The following is an 18,214-nucleotide window of genomic DNA, read 5'->3' as shown; positions in this document are numbered from 1 at the left end:
TCCTTTTAGTGAAGTAACTACTAAGTTGCTAGAACTTTATTTGTATGTTTATTATTTAAACATAGTGTTTCCTTATGCATATAAGTACATTATGAATTTGATTACTTGTGTAACCTTTATCTACTCTATTTAGCGCTAGTTAACTTTAATATTTTATATAGATTTCTTGGCATAAAAAGCAAAAATAAAGCTAAAGATTAAAATGCTAAATTTTATCAGGATACTTAATGAATAAGAATAATATTTCAATGACGGTTATTGGTGCTGGATCTTATGGCACTGCATTAGCGATAGTTTTAGCACGTAATGGTCATAAGGTGGTATTATGGGGACGTAATGCCTCACATATTCAGGAATTACAGCGTGTTCGTTATAATCATGCTTTATTACCTAATGTTTTTTTTCCTGAAAATTTGTTACTAGAAAGTAATTTATCTCAGGCGCTTAATGGTAGTCGTGATATATTAGTTGTAGTTCCCAGTCACTGTTTTAAAAATGTGCTAAAACAATTACAACCACACTTACATGTTAATACACGTATTGTATGGGCAAGCAAAGGATTAGAAAATGAAAGGGGATATTTATTACAGCAAGTAGCGCAGGAGGTTGTTGGTAAATTTGTGCCTTTGGCAATTATTTCTGGCCCTACTTTTGCGAAAGAGCTAGCTGCTGGACTACCAACAGCTATTACATTAGCTTCTAAAGATAATAGTTTTCGCCAAGATTTAGAGCGATTATTTTATTGCGAGAAAAGTTTACTTGTATATAGTAGTACCGATATTATTGGAGTACAACTTGGTGGTGTAGTAAAAAATGTTATAGCTATTGGTGTAGGTATATCTGATGGTCTTGGTTTTGGAGCTAATGCCCGTGCTGCTTTAATTACTAGAGGCTTAACTGAAATGATTCATTTAGGTACTGCTTTAGGAGCTGATGCGGCTACATTTATGGGCATGTCTGGATTAGGTGATTTAGTTCTTACTTGTACAGATAATCAATCCCGTAACCGTCGTTTTGGTATTGAAATTGGCCAAGGTTGTAGCATACAACAAGCACAAAAAAAAATTAATCAGTTAGTTGAAGGATATCGTAATACTCAGGAAGTATCAACTTTAGCAAACCGTTATGCTGTCAATATGCCAATTATAAAACAAATTTATCAAATATTATACTGTAATAAAAAAGCAAGTGAAGCTGCGTCTACTTTATTAGAGAATTGTTAAATCTTAAAGTTATTTTTAATATTTGCTTTAACTTGTTATTTTTCTTAATTTTTTATAGCTAATTTATATAATAAGTTTATATTATTTTTAATATAAATAGACTAATCTTTATTAATTTATTAAAACTATTTTTTAGAATTTTTTCTAATGAAGTGCTATTATTTTATTATATTTTAAAATAAAAGATAATATAAATCTATAACTTAATTTAAATAAAGTTATAGAAAATTAGAAAGATAATACTATTATATTATTTTGTACGTAACTTTTATTAATAAAAGATATTATAATTTTAGATTACTCAAGGGCTTTATGTATAAATATATCTTATAATTAAAATAGTAATAGATATAGATTACTTAGGACTAGTAAAATTTATTTAAACTTAATGTTACTTAAAAAATAAAGTAGATTCTTTAATACTAAAAGATAACTTAATAATAAGTTATTTACTTAGTATGTGTTAAGTAAAAATACTATTAGTATAATTAAATAATCTAAAATTATATTAGATTATTACTAAAATAGATAATAGTTTAAATTAAGATATAATCTAATTGTAGTAATATAAAACTATATAGTGATTATTGTAAAATTAAACTCCTTATAATAATTCTATAGTACAGGTATACATTAGATAATTAAAAATTTTATAAATATATATTTATTGGTATAAATATTTAAGATTTATAAAAATCTATCAGTATTTAATCTTAATTAATTATTATTAATTTTCATGTATTTTAGAGAATATTATTTCTGGGTAACGCTTTTGCATAAGGTCAAGATTAATCATTGTTGGTGCGATATAACTGAGATTACCCCTTTTGTCCCAAGCTAAATTCTGTTCATTCTTATATTTAAATTCTGCAAATTTTTTTATGTTATTACACTCTATCCAACGAGCAGTAGCAATATTGATTGATTCATATGCTGCTTCAACTTTATATTCATTTTTTAGTCGCGTAGCAACTACATCAAATTGTAGCAATCCCATTACACCGATTATCAAATCATTATTCATAATAGGACGAAATATTTGTACTGCACCTTCTTCTGAAAGCTGTATTAAACCTTTTAAAAGTTGTTTTTGTTTAAGTGAATCACGTAACCTAATACGACGAAATAGTTCAGGAGCAAAATTCGGAATACCAGTAAATTTTATTTCTTCACCTTGAGTAAAAGTATCACCAATCTGGATAATACCATAATTATGTATTCCAATAATATCACCTGCGAACGCTTCTTTAACCTGAGTACGATTGTCTGCTATAAAATTAAGTGCTTCGGAAATTATCACTTCTTTTTTAATACGTACATGATATAGTTTTATCCCTTTTTTATAATAACCAGAAACGATGCGCATAAAAGCTACACGATCTCGGTGTTTAGGGTCCATATTAGCTTGAATTTTAAATATAAAACCAGTAAATTTTTCTTCAGTAGCAAAGACTTGTCTTATATTAGTTTGACGTGGCATGGGTGCAGGCGCCCAGGTAATAAGTCCATCCAATATATGATTAATACCAAAATTACCTAGAGCCGTACCAAAAAATACTGGTGTTAGACTACCTGATAAAAAATTAGAATGAGAAAATCTAGATAATGCTTCCTGTACAAGACTTACTTCTGTACGTAACTGATCTGATAAATCAGCTCCTGTTATTGCATCTAATTCTGGATTATATAATCCTTTTATAAGATGTACTTGCTGAATAGTATGACCTTGACCTTTCTGATATAGATAAATTTCATCTTTATAAAGATGATAAATGCCTTTAAATAACTTACCGCATCCAATAGGCCAGGTAATTGGTACACAAGCAATATTTAGTTTTTGTTCAATTTCATCTAATATTTCTATAATATCCTGGGTATCCAGATCTAATTTATTTATAAAGGTTAAAATTGGCGTATTATGTAATCGAGTTACTTCTATTAACTTACGGGTGCGATCTTCAACTCCTTTAACTGCATCAATTACCATTAAACAACAATCGACAGCAGTTAATGTACGGTAGGTATCTTCAGAAAAATCTTTATGTCCAGGTGTATCAAGTAAATTTAATAAATAATTACGATAAGAAAATTGTATTACTGAGGTTGTAATTGAAATACCACGTTGTTTTTCCATTTCCATCCAATCAGATTTAGCATAATTACTAGAACCTCGTCCTTTTACTGCGCCTGCGGTCTGGATTACTTGTCCAAATAATAACATCTTTTCAGTAATAGTAGTTTTTCCTGCATCAGGGTGTGAAATTATAGCGAACGTTCTTCTACGAGAAATATGTTGTTGAATTGCAGTGCTTAACATTGATTTAAATCTTTTAATATAGATTAGAGTTAATTTTACAGTGTATCGTAAATAATATTATTAAATATAATAGCTTTATTGGAGACTAGTTTTTATATAAGATAATTAGTAAAAGTCTTATAAATAAAGAGTTTTATAAAATATAAAGTAATAAAAATACTAGAAAATAAAAAAATTTAGTTAATATCTATTAGTCATTAAAGAAAATAAACTCTAGTATATATAAACATGATATAATTTAGCATAAGAAATACTAATCTTAAGTAGTAAGTTAAATTAATTAAATATTACTTAGTATCTAATAAAATTACTACTAAATAATATAGTAGTGTTATTACTTAGTATAGAAAACTATTCTAACGTTTATTATTATAGAGTACTTAACATCTAGTAAAGGTATTCAGAATATTTATTATACATTAAAGTATAATAAATTTTATTATAAAACTTTAGTATAAACTCTATAATTTACGTTTTAGTAATTAGAGTATGTAATAATTTATTAGATCTCTTTAAGAGATAGTATTAATTATTAATACTTTTAATTATTAATGTTAATAATAATATTTTTCATACCTAATTTTCCATATTTAGAATAGTCTAAGACTAGATATCTAAAGTATTACAAAGTAATGTTTATTATTATAAATAATATATATTTTATAAGCACTAGAATATTTAAGATGCAATATTAAAAATTGAGTTAGTATTTTAATACTGTCCTACTTATTTCCTCTATACTTATTTCTCAAGATTAAATTTTACAATAGGGGTTTTATAGCTTGATTTAAATCAAGCTATAAAACCCCTATTGTAACATAGTTAAAAGACAATAAATATTTATTAAATAAGGTCTTTTTATGATTTACGCACTAGAACTATCCCAACTTACAAAAATATACTCAGGAGAAGTACAAGCACTACAAGGTATAAATTTACAAGTTACAGCAGGAGATTTTTATGCTTTACTTGGCCCAAACGGAGCTGGTAAATCTACAACTATTGGTATAATTAGTTCTCTAATTAATAAAACAACAGGTAAAATACAAGTATTTGGCTATGATATTGATAAAAATCCTGTTTATGCTAAATATCAACTTGGATTAGTACCACAGGAGTTTAATTTTAATCCATTTGAAACTGTGCTACAAATTATTATGACTCAAGCCGGTTATTATGGTGTAACTCGAAAACAAGCTAAAATAAGAGCAGTAAAATATCTTAGATATCTAGATCTTTGGCAAAAACGTAATGAACGTGCTATCTATTTATCAGGCGGAATGAAACGTCGTTTAATGATTGCTCGTGCACTCATACACAAACCTAAGTTATTAATCTTAGATGAACCAACTGCTGGAGTAGATATTGAATTACGACGTACTATATGGAGCTTTCTAAAAGAACTTAATGATAAAGGAACAACTATTATCTTGACAACGCATTATTTAGAAGAAGCAGAAATACTGTGCCGTAATATTGGTATTATCCAAGATGGAAAATTAGTAGAAAATACTTCAGTAAAGAAATTATTAAATAAATTAAAATCAGAAACATTTATTTTTGATTTAGCACCTAAAAGTCCACTACCAAAATTAGTAGGTTATCACTTTTATTTACAGGATGCTTCTACATTAGAAGTTAATGTTGAACGTGAACAAGGATTAAATAGTTTATTTAGTCAACTTAACTTGCAAGGTATTCAGATACAAAGTATGCGTAATAAAACAAACCGCTTAGAACAACTATTCGTTAACTTACTTAATAATTCTGATAAATAAAAGAAATAGGAGAAACAATATGATTCACTTATATTGGATTGCATTACAAAGTATTTGGATTAAAGAAATTACGCGTTTTAGTCGTATCTGGATTCAAACACTTATACCGCCGATTATTACTACATTACTTTATTTTATTATTTTCGGCAGTCTAATTGGTCCAAGGATTGGTAAAATGGGTGGTGTTAATTACATGCAATTTATTGTACCAGGGTTAATTATGATGGCAGTTATTACAAATGCTTATGCAAATGTTGCCGCATCATTCTTTAATGATAAATATCAACGCAATATTGAAGAACTTCTTATAGCACCTGTGCCAACATGTATCATTATTATTGGTTATATTGGAGGAGGAATAATACGTGGCATTATTGTTGGTATATTAGTAACACTAATCTCTTTATTTTTTGTGCCATTACAAGTATATTCCTGGCTAATATTAGTTTTAACTTCACTATTAACCACAATTTTATTTTCTCTAGGTGGTTTATTAAATGCTGTATTTGCTAAAACTTTTGATGATATTAGCTTAATGCGTACTTTTGTTATTACCCCACTAACTTATTTAGGGGGCGTCTTCTATTCATTAATATTATTACCACCTTTCTGGCAAGTAATTTCTAAACTAGATCCAATTATATATATAATTAATGGTTTTCATTATAGTTTCCTTGGTATTGCTGAAATGTCACTTAATATTACTATTGCGGTATTAGTTATTTTTATTACTATACTTTATACTTTTATTTGGTATTTGATTAATCGTGGTTATGGTTTACGCACTTAACTATTATAAATACTCTCTTAGAAAGATACTTATGCCCTATTATATTAATATTATCTTTTTATACAAAAACAAAATCTTATTAAAAATAATATTTTATTTAGTTAGTAGTTTAGATAGCATCTAATAAAACTATATTTAAGTTTAAAGTTATATTAATAGTAATAGTAAGTTTACATAATAAAAATTTAATTTAATTTTTTAAACACTATTAGCAAGTAAACTAAGTTAATAGATAAAAATCTAATATAATATATAAAAATATTAGTTTCGTATTAAACATAAAAATTTTAATTATATTATATAAGTTTATCTATACCTATTATATTTTTACCTATATCTATTTAATACAATTAGTAGTAAAATTTAAGAATACTAAATCTAATAATTAAGTTTTTTAATTATTTTAATATTAATGCTAATATAAATTATAGTCCAAAAAGTATTGACAAACTATATAGTAATTGATAACTAAAATAATATAATAAACATTACATTATATAATTATTTTTATTAAAAAATATTAATTAATCAATAGATTAAGTTTATTTTCATAGTAATTTATATAGTTTCTATTATAAAACTTTATATCTAAATAATATAGAAGCAGGATGCTTTAGTGTATTTTATATTTATTTAATTATTTTATAATATCTTATTTATCTTATAACTTTAACTAACAAAAAAATAAATACGATATTATCGTATACACTTAAGGATTATTAATAGCAATCTTTTTACTATAATTTTAATTTTTAGTTTATTTTTTTATACCTATCCTTTTATTAAAGTTATTTATATTTTTTATATATATTATGTAAATACTAACTAGCAAAGAAATTTCTTTTTTAAGCACTTTTATTATTTTATATTTCATATATCCTTTATACATAAATCTTTACTAATATTCTTGTATAATTTTAGGTTCTGAAAAGCCTAATAAGTGATAATATTAATTAAATATAAAAGTATTTAGAAATTAAATATAAAAATATTTAAAATAATAAATAAATACCTTCATTTTTCATGTATAGATCTAAATATTTATGTCAGTATTAGAAATATTACGTTTTCCAGACAAGCGACTACGTATAATTGCAGAGCCAGTTAAAAAAGTAAATGATAGGATTCAGCGTATTGTGCATGATATGTTTGAAACTATGCATAATAAAAAAGGCATTGGTTTAGCAGCAACACAAGTTAATATACACCAACAGATTATTACGATTAATATTATTAGTGATCATTATGAAAATGACGTAATAAAACCATCTAATCAATCTTGGGTTTTAATTAATCCTAAGTTACTACATACTAGTGGTGAGACTAGTATTGAAGAAGGGTGTCTATCTATTCCTGGGCAATACGCACTTATACCTCGTGCTGAAAAGGTAATGATTAAGGCGTTAGATATTAAAGGTGAGTTATTTTATCTCGAAGCTCATGGTTTATTAGCTATTTGCATTCAACATGAGATAGATCACCTAATAGGTAAATTATTTATTGATTATTTATCACCACTTAAACGTCAGCGTATTCGTCAGAGATTAGATAAAATTGCAAAGTTTAAAGCACGAAGTAAATAAAAGTTTTATTTAGGAGATTTAAGTGTGTAATTCCTTAAAAATTATTTTTGCAGGAACGCCTAATTTTGCAGCGTATCACCTTAGTGCATTACTAGGATCCAAGCACCAAATTATTAGTGTACTTACTCAGCCTGATCGGTTAGCTGGTAGAGGAAATAGATTAACACCTAGTCCTGTAAAAGTATTAGCACAACAGTATAATATTGCTTTATATCAACTAAAATCACTACACCTAAAAGAGGATCAGCAATTAATTTCTGATCTTGTTGCTCGTTGGCAGGTTGATATTATAGTAGTAGTTGCTTATGGTATAATTTTACCACCAGCAATACTAACTATGCCACGTTTAGGTTGCATTAATGTCCACGGCTCATTATTACCACGTTGGCGTGGTGCTGCTCCAATTCAGCGTGCATTATGGGCTGGTGATAAAGAAAGTGGTATTACTATTATACGTATGGATACTGGACTAGATACTGGTAACATGTTATATAAGGTTACCTGTAGTATACAACCTAATGATAATAGTGCTACTTTATATCTTAAACTAGCAAAATTAGGATCAATTGGATTACTAAATATACTTAAACAGTTTAACAATAACATACAGGGAGAAAAACAAGATGAAAGACAGGTTACTTATGCAGCAAAACTTAGCAAAGAAGAGGCTAAACTTAACTGGTCACTTTCTGCTTCCCAGTTAGAACGTTGTATTCGCGCATTTAATCCATGGCCTGTTAGTTACTTTACTATTAATCAACAACGTATAAAGGTTTGGAAAGCAGAAGTACTACCTGAAATAAATCAACTAAATCTCCATTATGGTACAGTTATTAATGCTAATAGCAATGGCATTCAGATTATAACTACTAATGGTGTGCTTAATATTACACAACTACAACCTGCAGGAAAAAAAGTAATGTCCGCTGCTAATTTCCTAAATTCTCGACGTGAATGGTTTTCTATTGGAAATCAACTTGAATAATAATTTTTTTAACTATGAAAAATACTTATAATCTGCGTAGTATTGCTGCTAATGTAATTAGTCAGGTATTAGATCATGGGAAGTCATTAAATACTATACTGCTAGACTTACAACAAAATATCTCTGTTAAAGATCGTGCATTATTGCAAGAGTTATGTTATGGTACATTACGTATTTTACCTAAACTTGAATATTATATTCAACAATTAATGATACATCCAATGATAGGTAAGCAGCGTGTATTTCATTATTTGCTAATGATTGGTATCTATCAGTTAATTTATACAAGAATCCCTGCGCATGCAGCATTATTTGAAACAGTTTCTGCCGTAAATACACTAAAACAACCAAAATTAAAAAAATTAATCAATGGTGTATTGCGTCAATTTCAACGTAAACAGATTAAATTATTAAAACAAATAGAAGAAATAAATAAAGATGAGATTTATTATTTACATCCTAACTGGTTATTAACCCGTATTCAACTAGCTTATCCACATCAATGGCAACAAATCCTAATAGCAAATAATCAAAAACCACCCATGTGGCTACGAGTAAACAGGCTTCATCAATCTCGTTGTAAATATTTAGCACTATTACAACAGGTAGGAATTAAGGCATACGCTCATCCATCCTATAAGGATGCAATTCGTTTAATAGCACCTTGCTCAGTTAATAAACTACCTGGTTTTACACTTGGCTGGATTACTATTCAAGATATCTCAGCACAAGGGTGTGTTTACTTGCTTGATCCACAAAATGGTGAGAAAATTCTTGATTTATGTGCGGCGCCAGGAGGAAAAACTACTCATATTCTTGAAGTAGCACCTAATTCTCAAGTATTAGCTATTGATATTAATAAACAACGATTACAGTGTATTAAAGAAAATCTACAACGTCTGCAATTACAAGCTACAATTAAAATAGGCGATGGTCGCAATCCTAAGGCGTGGTGTGGTAATCAAATATTTGATCGGATATTATTTGATGCACCTTGTTCTGCTACTGGCGTGATTCGTCGTCATCCTGATATAAAATGGCTACGTCGAGATAATGATATTGTTAAGCTTACACGATTACAGGCAGAGATTATGGATGCTATCTGGCCAAAATTAAAAAAAGGAGGGTTAATGCTCTATGTTACCTGTTCTATTTTACCAGAAGAAAATCAACAGCAAATTATATCATTTTTGCAACGTCATCCAGATGCGCAATTTATAAAAACTGAAACAACAGACACCTTTGGTAAACAATATTTACCTCATCCTGAAGGAGGGGACGGTTTTTTTTGTGCTAAATTAACTAAATAATTGAAAGAAAAAAATTAATCCATGAAATCTTATTTAAGAACGAAAAATAAAGAAGATAAAAATAATTATTTCTGAAGCAAGAAAGAGAAATTTAATTTATAAGATATATAAATGAGATACTTATCATCAAATATTATAAAAAACTAATACTAAAATATAGACATGTTAGTTATATAATTAAATACAATGAGACTAACATAATTATTTATTAAACCACTTATTTATTATTAATAGATTAAATAATATTACTTATATTGCTATTTTGCCATAACTCAAAATTGATTAGCATATAATTTAAATAAATTTATTCTATTATCTAGAATGTATAATAAAAAAGAAATAAATTATTTAATTAACTAATTTTTCGTTTAGTAATAATATGCTGACTTAAAACATAACCTACTGAACAAAATAATCCCATTAATATACTAAGAAGAATAATAAAAGTACTTTTTGATGAATTTTTTTTTATTGAACCAGAGGCTTGTTGTAAATATTGGAAAGGCATTACAACTAGTTTAGGAATAGTTAATATGTTTAATTGATTCAAGTGTAATTTATAATTTAAAAGATCAGCATTAATAGTGGTGATATCACTAATAGCTTGTAATGCTTCTAATTTTTTGTTGAGAGCATAAGAACCGATAGTAATAGGAAAAGTATCGTCATCATTAAATACATTACTACCATTTATTGGTTTTTTTACTCCAGCCACATCAGCAATTGAAATTGCAATTTTTAATTTCTCAATATTAACATTCAAATTATTTTTAGCTTTTAATAGATCAAACTTATATTGTTTATCTGTATTTAATTTTGCTATATCTACTGCCCGTTTAATTTTTATTTCTATATTTTGATTAACAACAGAGTTAATATAATTAATATATCCTTGTAATAAATTACAAGCGTCCTGTGGCGTTTCAGCACTATAAGATATGATATAAAAATTATAATGCTTATTATCCTTATCTTTTTTATCTAAAAATGATCTAGAAAGAATATTATTATTTACGATATTTTCAATTAATATACGTTGTTCAATTTTATTTATTGGATTCTTTTTTATTTTTGATTTAAAATAATCAGAGTTAATTAAATATTTTTCACGTAAATCAGTAGATTCAAAATTTTGTTTAAAAATTTCTAGTAAATAATTTGAATCAATACCTATATTGATACCTAATATCATAAGTTCAATAGATAATTTATCTAATACTTGTAACTGTCGATCAGTAGCATAGGTAATAATTGCTGTACTAGTCCATTTTTGTGGCAATAAATAACAAACTCCAGCTGTAATAATAGCGAATAATAAAGTTACTAATAAAATAATTTTTTTAGATTTAAAAATAATTAAAAAAAGATCAAATAAATCAATTTCATCTCTTGATGATGACAGAGTTGAAAAATTATAATTATTTGATTCTATATCAGTACTTTGATTATGTTTAATTTCTTTATTCATTAATAGATATCCATATTATTAATTAATTATGTTTCACTAAAGATTTATTACTTATTATAGCCATGGGGATTTTTTTGCTGCCATCGCCATGTATCACTAATCATGTCATCTAAACTTTTTTTTGCTTGCCAACCTAATTCTCTATAAGCTAACTTAGTATCTGACCAACATTCAGCAATATCTCCAGGGCGACGAGCAACAATATCATAAGGAATTTTTTTTCCAGAGATAGTTTCAAATGTATGTATCATTTCAAAAACAGAAACTCCAATACCAGTACCTAAATTATATACTTTAAAGCTAAGATTTTTAGTAGTATCGTTTTGAGTAATATAATCTAAAGCACTAAGATGACCTTCAGCAAGATCCATTACATGAATATAATCACGGATTCCTGTTCCATCTCTAGTAGAATAATCATTACCATATACTAATAATCTAGTAAGTTTACCTGTTGCTACTTGAGTAATATAGGGTAAAAGATTATTAGGTATTCCACGAGGGTCTTCACCAATTAAACCAGAAACATGAGCACCAAGTGGGTTAAAATAACGTAATATAATAATCGAATAATCAGATTGAGTATAAGAAAAATCTTTAAGTAATTGTTCTACCATGAATTTAGATGTACCATAAGGATTACTTGTTATGCCTATTTGTGCATTTTCAGTTAGTGGCACTGATTTTGGCTTACCATAAACAGTAGCAGAAGAACTAAAAATAAATTTTTTTACTCCTGCAGCAATCATTTCTTTAAGTAGAATTAGTGAACCTATTACGTTATTTTGATAATACTTAATAGGATGGCTAATAGATTCTGCTACTGATTTTAATCCAGCAAAATGCATAACAACATCAATTGTATGGTGAGAAAAAATATTTTTTAAACTATTCCTATCTAGAATATCAACGTGATAAAACGTTACTGTACATCCAGTAATAGTTAAAATTCGCGATAATGATTCAGCAGATGAATTAGATAAATTATCAATAATAACTACATTATCACCACGTTCTAATAATTTTAAAACAGTATGTGACCCAATATAACCAGTACCACCTGTAACTAAAATAACCATTTTAGTCTCTTTTAATTGTTATTTAATATAAAATTAGATTAATGTATTCGTCTTAGTAATTCTAATATTTCATTTGTTTTTTTATTTAACAGTGTTTTATTAGCACGAGATTCTACATTGAGTCGTACAACAGGTTCGGTATTTGAACTGCGTAAATTAAAACGCCAATCGGTAAATTCTAAATTAATACCATCAATTTCATCAGAATAAAGTGCATACTGCTGATATGCTGTACGGATGTATTCCATTGCTATAGTAGGGTTAACTAATTTAAAATTAATTTCTCCTGAAATAGGATAAGTTGCTATACGATGTTTAATAACTTGTTCAAGTGTTTTATTTTTAACACATAATAATTCTATTACTAGTAACCAAGGGATCATGCCAGAATCACAGTAAGAAAAATCACGAAAATAGTGATGAGCACTCATCTCTCCACCATAGATCGCATTTTCTTTACGCATACACTGTTTAATAAAAGCATGACCTGATTTAGATATTATAGGCTGTCCTCCTATGGCCCTAACTAATTCTATAGTATTCCAATTTAAACGTGGATCATAAACAATCTTAGCACCGGGTTCTTTTTTTAAGAAAACTTCTGCTAGTAAACCAACAATATAATATCCTTCAATAAACTCACCTCTATGGTTAAATAGAAAACAACGATCAAAATCACTATCAAAAGCAATGCCAATATCTGCGCCATGGGCTAGTACTATATTGCTAGTATCTTGTCGACATTCTGGTAATTGTGGATTGGGAATTCCATTAGGGAAAGTTCCATCAGGTTGATGGTGAATTTTAATTAGGGTAATAGGTATTTTTAATTGCTTAAATCTATTTTCTAAAGCATCAATTACATGGCCTGCAGCTCCATTACCACTATTAATCACTAATTTTAAGGTTTTAAGGTGAGCTGGATTAAGATAACTCATTAAGTGATCAATATAAGCATCAAGGATAGAAATCTGTCGATAACTTCCCATGTTTATTGAATTAATAGATGAAAATTTATTTAATTTTACTAAGCGTTCAATATCTAATAAACCAGTATTACTACTAATAGGACGAGCTCCTGCACCTACTAATTTCATACCATTATAATTAATAGGATTATGGCTAGCAGTTACCGCAATACCACCATCTATTGCAAGATGGAAAGTAGCAAAATAAATTTCTTCAGTGCCTGCAAGACCTATATCTAAAACATTAACTCCAGCATCCCGTAAACCACTACTCAGAGCTAGTTTAAGACTTTTACTGGTCAAACGAACATCATTTCCAACAACTACTACTTTAGGTTTAATAAATTCAGCATAAGCACGACCAATACGGTAAGCAATATCTTCATTTAATTCTTCACCTAACTGTCCACGAATATCATAAGCTTTAAAACAAGATAATTTTGTCATCATATTATTTTTAAAATTGTAAATAGGACAGTATATATCTAATAAATCTAGAGTTATAGTAAAGTAGTAATTAATCTAGTTCTCAAATATATTAGAACACATAACCTAGATTAGTACGTATAACTAAAGTTATAGTAATTTAAATATGAAGGATATATAGTCTAATGACTTGCTTAAAATTTTTATAATTACTATTTTGATCAAGTAGTTTATTAAAAATATATTGAAAACAATTATGCTATTTAATAAAAATTATTTAGTAATCTATAAATTTAGCTTATTTATACTCTAATATAAATTCTTATTGTATATCTTATTGTATATCTTATTGTATATCCTATTGTGCGTACTATATTATAGTTAAATTCTATTTTATTATATAGTTTAGCATAATACGTTATATGTATACGCATTTAATTTTTATTTATAATAATTATATTTAAATTAAGTTATAAGAAAAATAGAAAAATGATATTACATATTAATTTTTGCAAAGTACTTTGACTTAATCTAATTTATATTTAATAGAATTTTAAACCTAGGAAATAAGTAAAAATATATAATGCTATCATATCTATTTAGTATTATACTTATTACTTATTAAGCAATTTATTTAACTATTAGATTAAATTTATGCTTTCTATACCAAAATTAATTACTATTTTGTATATATCATAGTTTTTTTTATTAGAGTTTATTTTTATAAAGTTAAATTACTATTAATAGTATTACAGTCTATAAAAACTTATATTTATTTTATAAATTCACTATGTATAGTTTTAATAATTCCCTCTTTTAATGATACTGGTGCTTTAAAATTATACTGTTTAATATTATTAGATTTAAATTGTGTACATGCGCAAAATTTTTTAATTCGAATATAACTAATAGGATATTTCTTTCCTGTTATCTTAGTTAATAAATCAAAGCAATAACCTATAAACAACCCAATAATATAAGGTATGTGAAAATTATTTCTTTTTTTATTTAATGTATAATAAATGATTTGAGTTAATTCATTCATAGTAAAATCAGGTTTATCGACATAATTAAATACATATCGATTAATAGGTAACATAGTTACATAATGCAAAAACGCAGTAATATTATCAATATATGCCATTGATTTTTTATTATTACCTGTTCCTATCATAAAAAATTTACCAAAAACAATCTGCTTAAATAAATTATAAACATTACCACGATTATTTTTTCCAAAAACAACAGTAGGACGTATTATAACTAATGTTCTGTTTGCATTTTTTGCGACCCACTTATCATAAACCTGCTCAGCCGCTAATTTTGATTTACCATAATTATTAAATGGTTGATAAGCACCATCCTCAGCAGTTTCATGTTCTATAAAACCATAAATAGCAACAGAAGAAGTAAAAATAATATACTTAATATTTAAATATTCAGCTACTGCACAAATATTTTTAGCACCTTGAACATTAACATCATAATACAAACTTTTTGGTTCAATATTATCTTGGTGTTCTGCAGCTAAATTAATAATAACATCAACTGCTGATAATGTTTTATGCAATTCTAATGGTCGGGTAACATCAGCAAATTGCCATTTTTTAGGAAATTGAATGCTTTGAATTTTATCAAGAATAATAAAATCAATATTCATTTTATTTAGATATTGACTTAAGTGAGAACCAATAAAACCAGAACCACCTAAAATTGCTATTTTTTTCAATTTTTTATCCTATAATTAAAAATTTAATATATTAATTAAAAATTTATTTAGATCCATCATATTTACTAATATAAAATTTATCTTATGATACAACTTTTCACCTATTTTTGATAATTTATTAATGTTTAAATAAAATCACTAATTTTCTTTCTTTATAGTTGTATTTTAGAGAGGATAGACTTCTTTAAAAATTAATACTGATTATTATAGTATTGTTAACAACCTCTTAAATAAAGAGTTATGTATAATATAAAATAATAAATATGTTAAAAAAGAAAAACCTATTACTTTAATTAGTACAAATAAATATATATTAAAAATAATAAAAATATTTAATAAAGTAAATAAATCTAAATAAAGAAAGTACTTAAAAATTTAAGTCGTACTTAAAATATCTATTATTTACAAACCTTGAGTTTCTAAGAAAATATTAGATTATATAGAACTATTATTTATAGAATATATAGATAGTATAAAAGTTTAATTTTTACTAAAGTTGATCTAAAATAAAATCATTATAAAATAGCGTTTAGGAATTGCATATGTTAATAATGTTACCATCGTCTTCATTACAGCCATCTGTTTTTAGCGGTGTAATAATTGTCATTAGTACTACTATTGGCATTGGCATGTTTTCTATTCCTATTATTACCTCAGGTATATGGTTTAGCGGCTCTATACTATTACTAATTTACACTTGGGTATGTATGTTTATCTCCGGTTTAATGATTCTAGAAGTAAATCTTAACTACCCAATAAGCACTAGTTTTCATACTATGGTAAAAGATCTATTAGGTAATACATGGAGCTTAATTAATGGGTTATCTATTACTTTTGTACTATATATTTTAATGTATGCTTATATCTCTACGAGCGGTTCAATTATTACTAGTATGTTTAGTAAACTAGTAAGTATTAATTATACAGAAGTTAGTTTTATTTTTGCCTTGATTATAGCTTTTATTATTTTATTACCTACTTGTACAGTTAACTATTTAAGTAGAATTTTAATCATTGGGATGTTAATTAGTTTTATTTTATCAATTAGTCATATGTTCATTAACATTAAAATTAGAATACTTTTAAATCAAAGTAATCATAGCGCTAGCTATTTACCATATGCACTGGCTACTTTACCTTACTTATTAACCTCTTTTGGTTATCATGGCAATATCCCTAGATTAGTAAAATACTATAGAAAAAATAGTCAAGCAGTAGTGTTTAGCTTATTTTACGGTACACTAATTGCTTTAATAATTTATATTTTATGGCAGTGTGTAATTCAAGGTAATATAGCTCGTGAAACCTTTAAGCAAATTATCCTTGAAGGAGGTAATATTAGTAGTTTACTTAAGAGAATAGATATTGTTTCTAGTAGCATAGTTACAAAACAGTTGTTAAATACTTTTTCCTATATGGCACTAGCAAGCTCATTTTTAGGAGTATCACTAGGTTTGTTTGATTACATAGCTGATTTTTTTAAACTTGCTAATTATGGGATGGGAAAAGTTAAAATTATACTATTAACTTTTGTGCCACCTACGTTAGGTGCTTTATTATTTCCTAATGGCTTTTTATATGCAATTGGTTTTGCTGGTTTAGCAGCTACTATCTGGGCAGTAATTGTTCCGGCACTTATGGTTTATGTTAGTCGCCATCGTTTTCCGTTAATAAGTTATAAAGTGCCAGGTGGTAAAATTATAATTAGTTTTATTATTATTTTTGGTGTAGCTAATGTTACTATTTATATTGCTACTTCATTAAGTCTATTGCCAATTTATAAATAGCTAATATTATATAATGCTTAAAATAATCTATTAATCATATAAAATAAATAATATAAAATATATAATATAACTTAGATTATATTAAAATAGATTATGTATTGATGTAATTTTAACAATTAACTTATATTTGCATATTTACATATTTACATTAATAAATTAAAAGCTAAAAATTTACGTTTAATACCTATTTAAACGCTGACTTAACTTAAAGTAAATTGTAAATATAAATGGTAATATATAAAAAATTATTTATATTATTAGTAAGTTTTATAAATAAAGGATAAGAAAGAGAATTTAATACTAAAACTTAACTTAAATAATTAAATATTAAAAGAAAAGATGATTAAAATTAGAAAAAATTTATGATAATATCATTAAAATATTAGTTGAGAATAACACTATTTATCATGCTTAGATAAATTATTAGATCTATATTGTTTTCATATATTTACATATTTTACAAAAAAATATTTTAAATGGATTTTAAGAAAAAAATTAAAAAATATTTTTATTTAAGATATGAAAGGATGTGAATATAATCATTATAAATAACTAAGCTAAAGTAGTAATATTCTTAAAGTAAATTACTATATTAGTAATTATATAATATCATTACTTCTATTAATAACTATAATACGTAATAACATATTATTATTTAATAAATAAGTGATCATGTAGTTTTTACCATAATAATCAATATTTAGGTAGTAAATAATTTTTTATTAGCAACGCTGATAAAAAATTTATAAATTACTATTTAGAATATACTGA

12 protein-coding genes are annotated in these 18,214 nt (G+C 26.1%); 7 read left to right on the top strand and 5 right to left on the bottom strand.

Annotation, left to right across the window (positions count from 1 at the left end):
- Positions 1 to 227 precede the first annotated feature (227 nt).
- A complete protein-coding gene (gene gpsA / locus AB4W73_RS02610) occupies positions 228 to 1,223 on the top strand; it encodes an NAD(P)H-dependent glycerol-3-phosphate dehydrogenase (protein WP_367680294.1) in 996 nt (331 codons plus the stop codon).
- A 727-nt stretch (positions 1,224 to 1,950) separates the two neighbouring features.
- Here the strand turns inward: gpsA and prfC are convergent.
- Entirely contained in the window at positions 1,951 to 3,540 is a 1,590-nt protein-coding gene (prfC, locus tag AB4W73_RS02605; protein ID WP_367680293.1) for a peptide chain release factor 3, read from the bottom strand.
- Positions 3,541 to 4,400: 860 nt separating this feature from the next.
- On the opposite strand from prfC, the gene AB4W73_RS02600 reads away from it, so the two are divergent.
- From AB4W73_RS02600 to rsmB, 5 genes are all read left to right on the top strand, one after another.
- Positions 4,401 to 5,318, top strand: a complete 918-nt coding sequence (locus tag AB4W73_RS02600; RefSeq protein WP_367680292.1) for an ABC transporter ATP-binding protein — start codon at positions 4,401 to 4,403, stop codon at positions 5,316 to 5,318.
- A gap of 19 nt (positions 5,319 to 5,337) precedes the next feature.
- Positions 5,338 to 6,108 carry an ABC transporter permease gene (locus tag AB4W73_RS02595; protein ID WP_367680291.1) on the top strand — a complete coding sequence of 257 codons (771 nt, stop codon included), beginning with the start codon at positions 5,338 to 5,340 and terminating at the stop codon, positions 6,106 to 6,108.
- Between the two features lie 1,043 nt (positions 6,109 to 7,151).
- A complete protein-coding gene (gene def / locus AB4W73_RS02590; RefSeq protein WP_367680290.1) occupies positions 7,152 to 7,691 on the top strand; it encodes a peptide deformylase in 540 nt (179 codons plus the stop codon).
- A gap of 22 nt (positions 7,692 to 7,713) precedes the next feature.
- A complete protein-coding gene (gene fmt / locus AB4W73_RS02585) occupies positions 7,714 to 8,676 on the top strand; it encodes a methionyl-tRNA formyltransferase (RefSeq protein ID WP_367680289.1) in 963 nt (320 codons plus the stop codon).
- A 14-nt stretch (positions 8,677 to 8,690) separates the two neighbouring features.
- The gene (rsmB, locus tag AB4W73_RS02580) at positions 8,691 to 9,986 is read left to right on the top strand and encodes a 16S rRNA (cytosine(967)-C(5))-methyltransferase RsmB (RefSeq protein WP_367680288.1); all 1,296 of its coding nucleotides are present in this window, start codon (positions 8,691 to 8,693) and stop codon (positions 9,984 to 9,986) included.
- Positions 9,987 to 10,338: 352 nt separating this feature from the next.
- Here rsmB and wzz(fepE) read toward each other — a convergent pair whose 3' ends face one another.
- The 4 genes from wzz(fepE) to AB4W73_RS02560 all read right to left on the bottom strand — a co-directional run bounded on the left by wzz(fepE) (position 10,339) and on the right by AB4W73_RS02560 (position 15,656).
- On the bottom strand, positions 10,339 to 11,454 hold the full coding sequence (wzz(fepE), locus tag AB4W73_RS02575) for an LPS O-antigen length regulator Wzz(fepE) (RefSeq protein WP_367680287.1): 1,116 nt from the start codon (positions 11,452 to 11,454) through the stop codon (positions 10,339 to 10,341).
- 47 nt (positions 11,455 to 11,501) lie between these two features.
- Positions 11,502 to 12,533: a UDP-glucose 4-epimerase GalE gene (galE, locus tag AB4W73_RS02570; RefSeq protein ID WP_367680286.1), complete on the bottom strand. Its 1,032-nt coding sequence runs from the start codon at positions 12,531 to 12,533 to the stop codon at positions 11,502 to 11,504.
- Positions 12,534 to 12,571: 38 nt separating this feature from the next.
- A complete protein-coding gene (locus AB4W73_RS02565) occupies positions 12,572 to 13,948 on the bottom strand; it encodes a phosphomannomutase CpsG (RefSeq protein ID WP_367680764.1) in 1,377 nt (458 codons plus the stop codon).
- A gap of 751 nt (positions 13,949 to 14,699) precedes the next feature.
- Positions 14,700 to 15,656 (bottom strand): NAD-dependent epimerase/dehydratase family protein, encoded by a 957-nt coding sequence (locus AB4W73_RS02560; RefSeq protein WP_367680285.1) that lies wholly within the window; start codon positions 15,654 to 15,656, stop codon positions 14,700 to 14,702.
- Positions 15,657 to 16,198: 542 nt separating this feature from the next.
- On the opposite strand from AB4W73_RS02560, the gene AB4W73_RS02555 reads away from it, so the two are divergent.
- Complete coding sequence (locus AB4W73_RS02555) at positions 16,199 to 17,443, top strand: aromatic amino acid transport family protein (RefSeq protein WP_367680284.1); 1,245 nt, start codon at positions 16,199 to 16,201, stop codon at positions 17,441 to 17,443.
- Positions 17,444 to 18,214: the final 771 nt, after the last annotated feature.

Origin of the sequence: Candidatus Fukatsuia anoeciicola, from assembly GCF_964059965.1 — a bacterium.
Lineage (GTDB): Bacteria > Pseudomonadota > Gammaproteobacteria > Enterobacterales > Enterobacteriaceae > Fukatsuia > Fukatsuia anoeciicola.
Note: the sequence above shows the minus strand (reverse complement) of the source record. Positions and strands in the feature narration are given on the sequence as shown.

Coding starts and splice junctions, on each gene's coding strand:
- rsmB (WP_367680288.1), top strand. CDS start 8,691: ATGAAAAATACTTATAATCTGCGTAGTATTGCTGCTAATGTAATTAGT.
- def (WP_367680290.1), top strand. CDS start 7,152: ATGTCAGTATTAGAAATATTACGTTTTCCAGACAAGCGACTACGTATA.
- AB4W73_RS02555 (WP_367680284.1), top strand. CDS start 16,199: ATGTTAATAATGTTACCATCGTCTTCATTACAGCCATCTGTTTTTAGC.
- AB4W73_RS02565 (WP_367680764.1), bottom strand. CDS start 13,948: ATGACAAAATTATCTTGTTTTAAAGCTTATGATATTCGTGGACAGTTA.
- AB4W73_RS02595 (WP_367680291.1), top strand. CDS start 5,338: ATGATTCACTTATATTGGATTGCATTACAAAGTATTTGGATTAAAGAA.
- prfC (WP_367680293.1), bottom strand. CDS start 3,540: ATGTTAAGCACTGCAATTCAACAACATATTTCTCGTAGAAGAACGTTC.
- gpsA (WP_367680294.1), top strand. CDS start 228: ATGAATAAGAATAATATTTCAATGACGGTTATTGGTGCTGGATCTTAT.
- galE (WP_367680286.1), bottom strand. CDS start 12,533: ATGGTTATTTTAGTTACAGGTGGTACTGGTTATATTGGGTCACATACT.
- AB4W73_RS02600 (WP_367680292.1), top strand. CDS start 4,401: ATGATTTACGCACTAGAACTATCCCAACTTACAAAAATATACTCAGGA.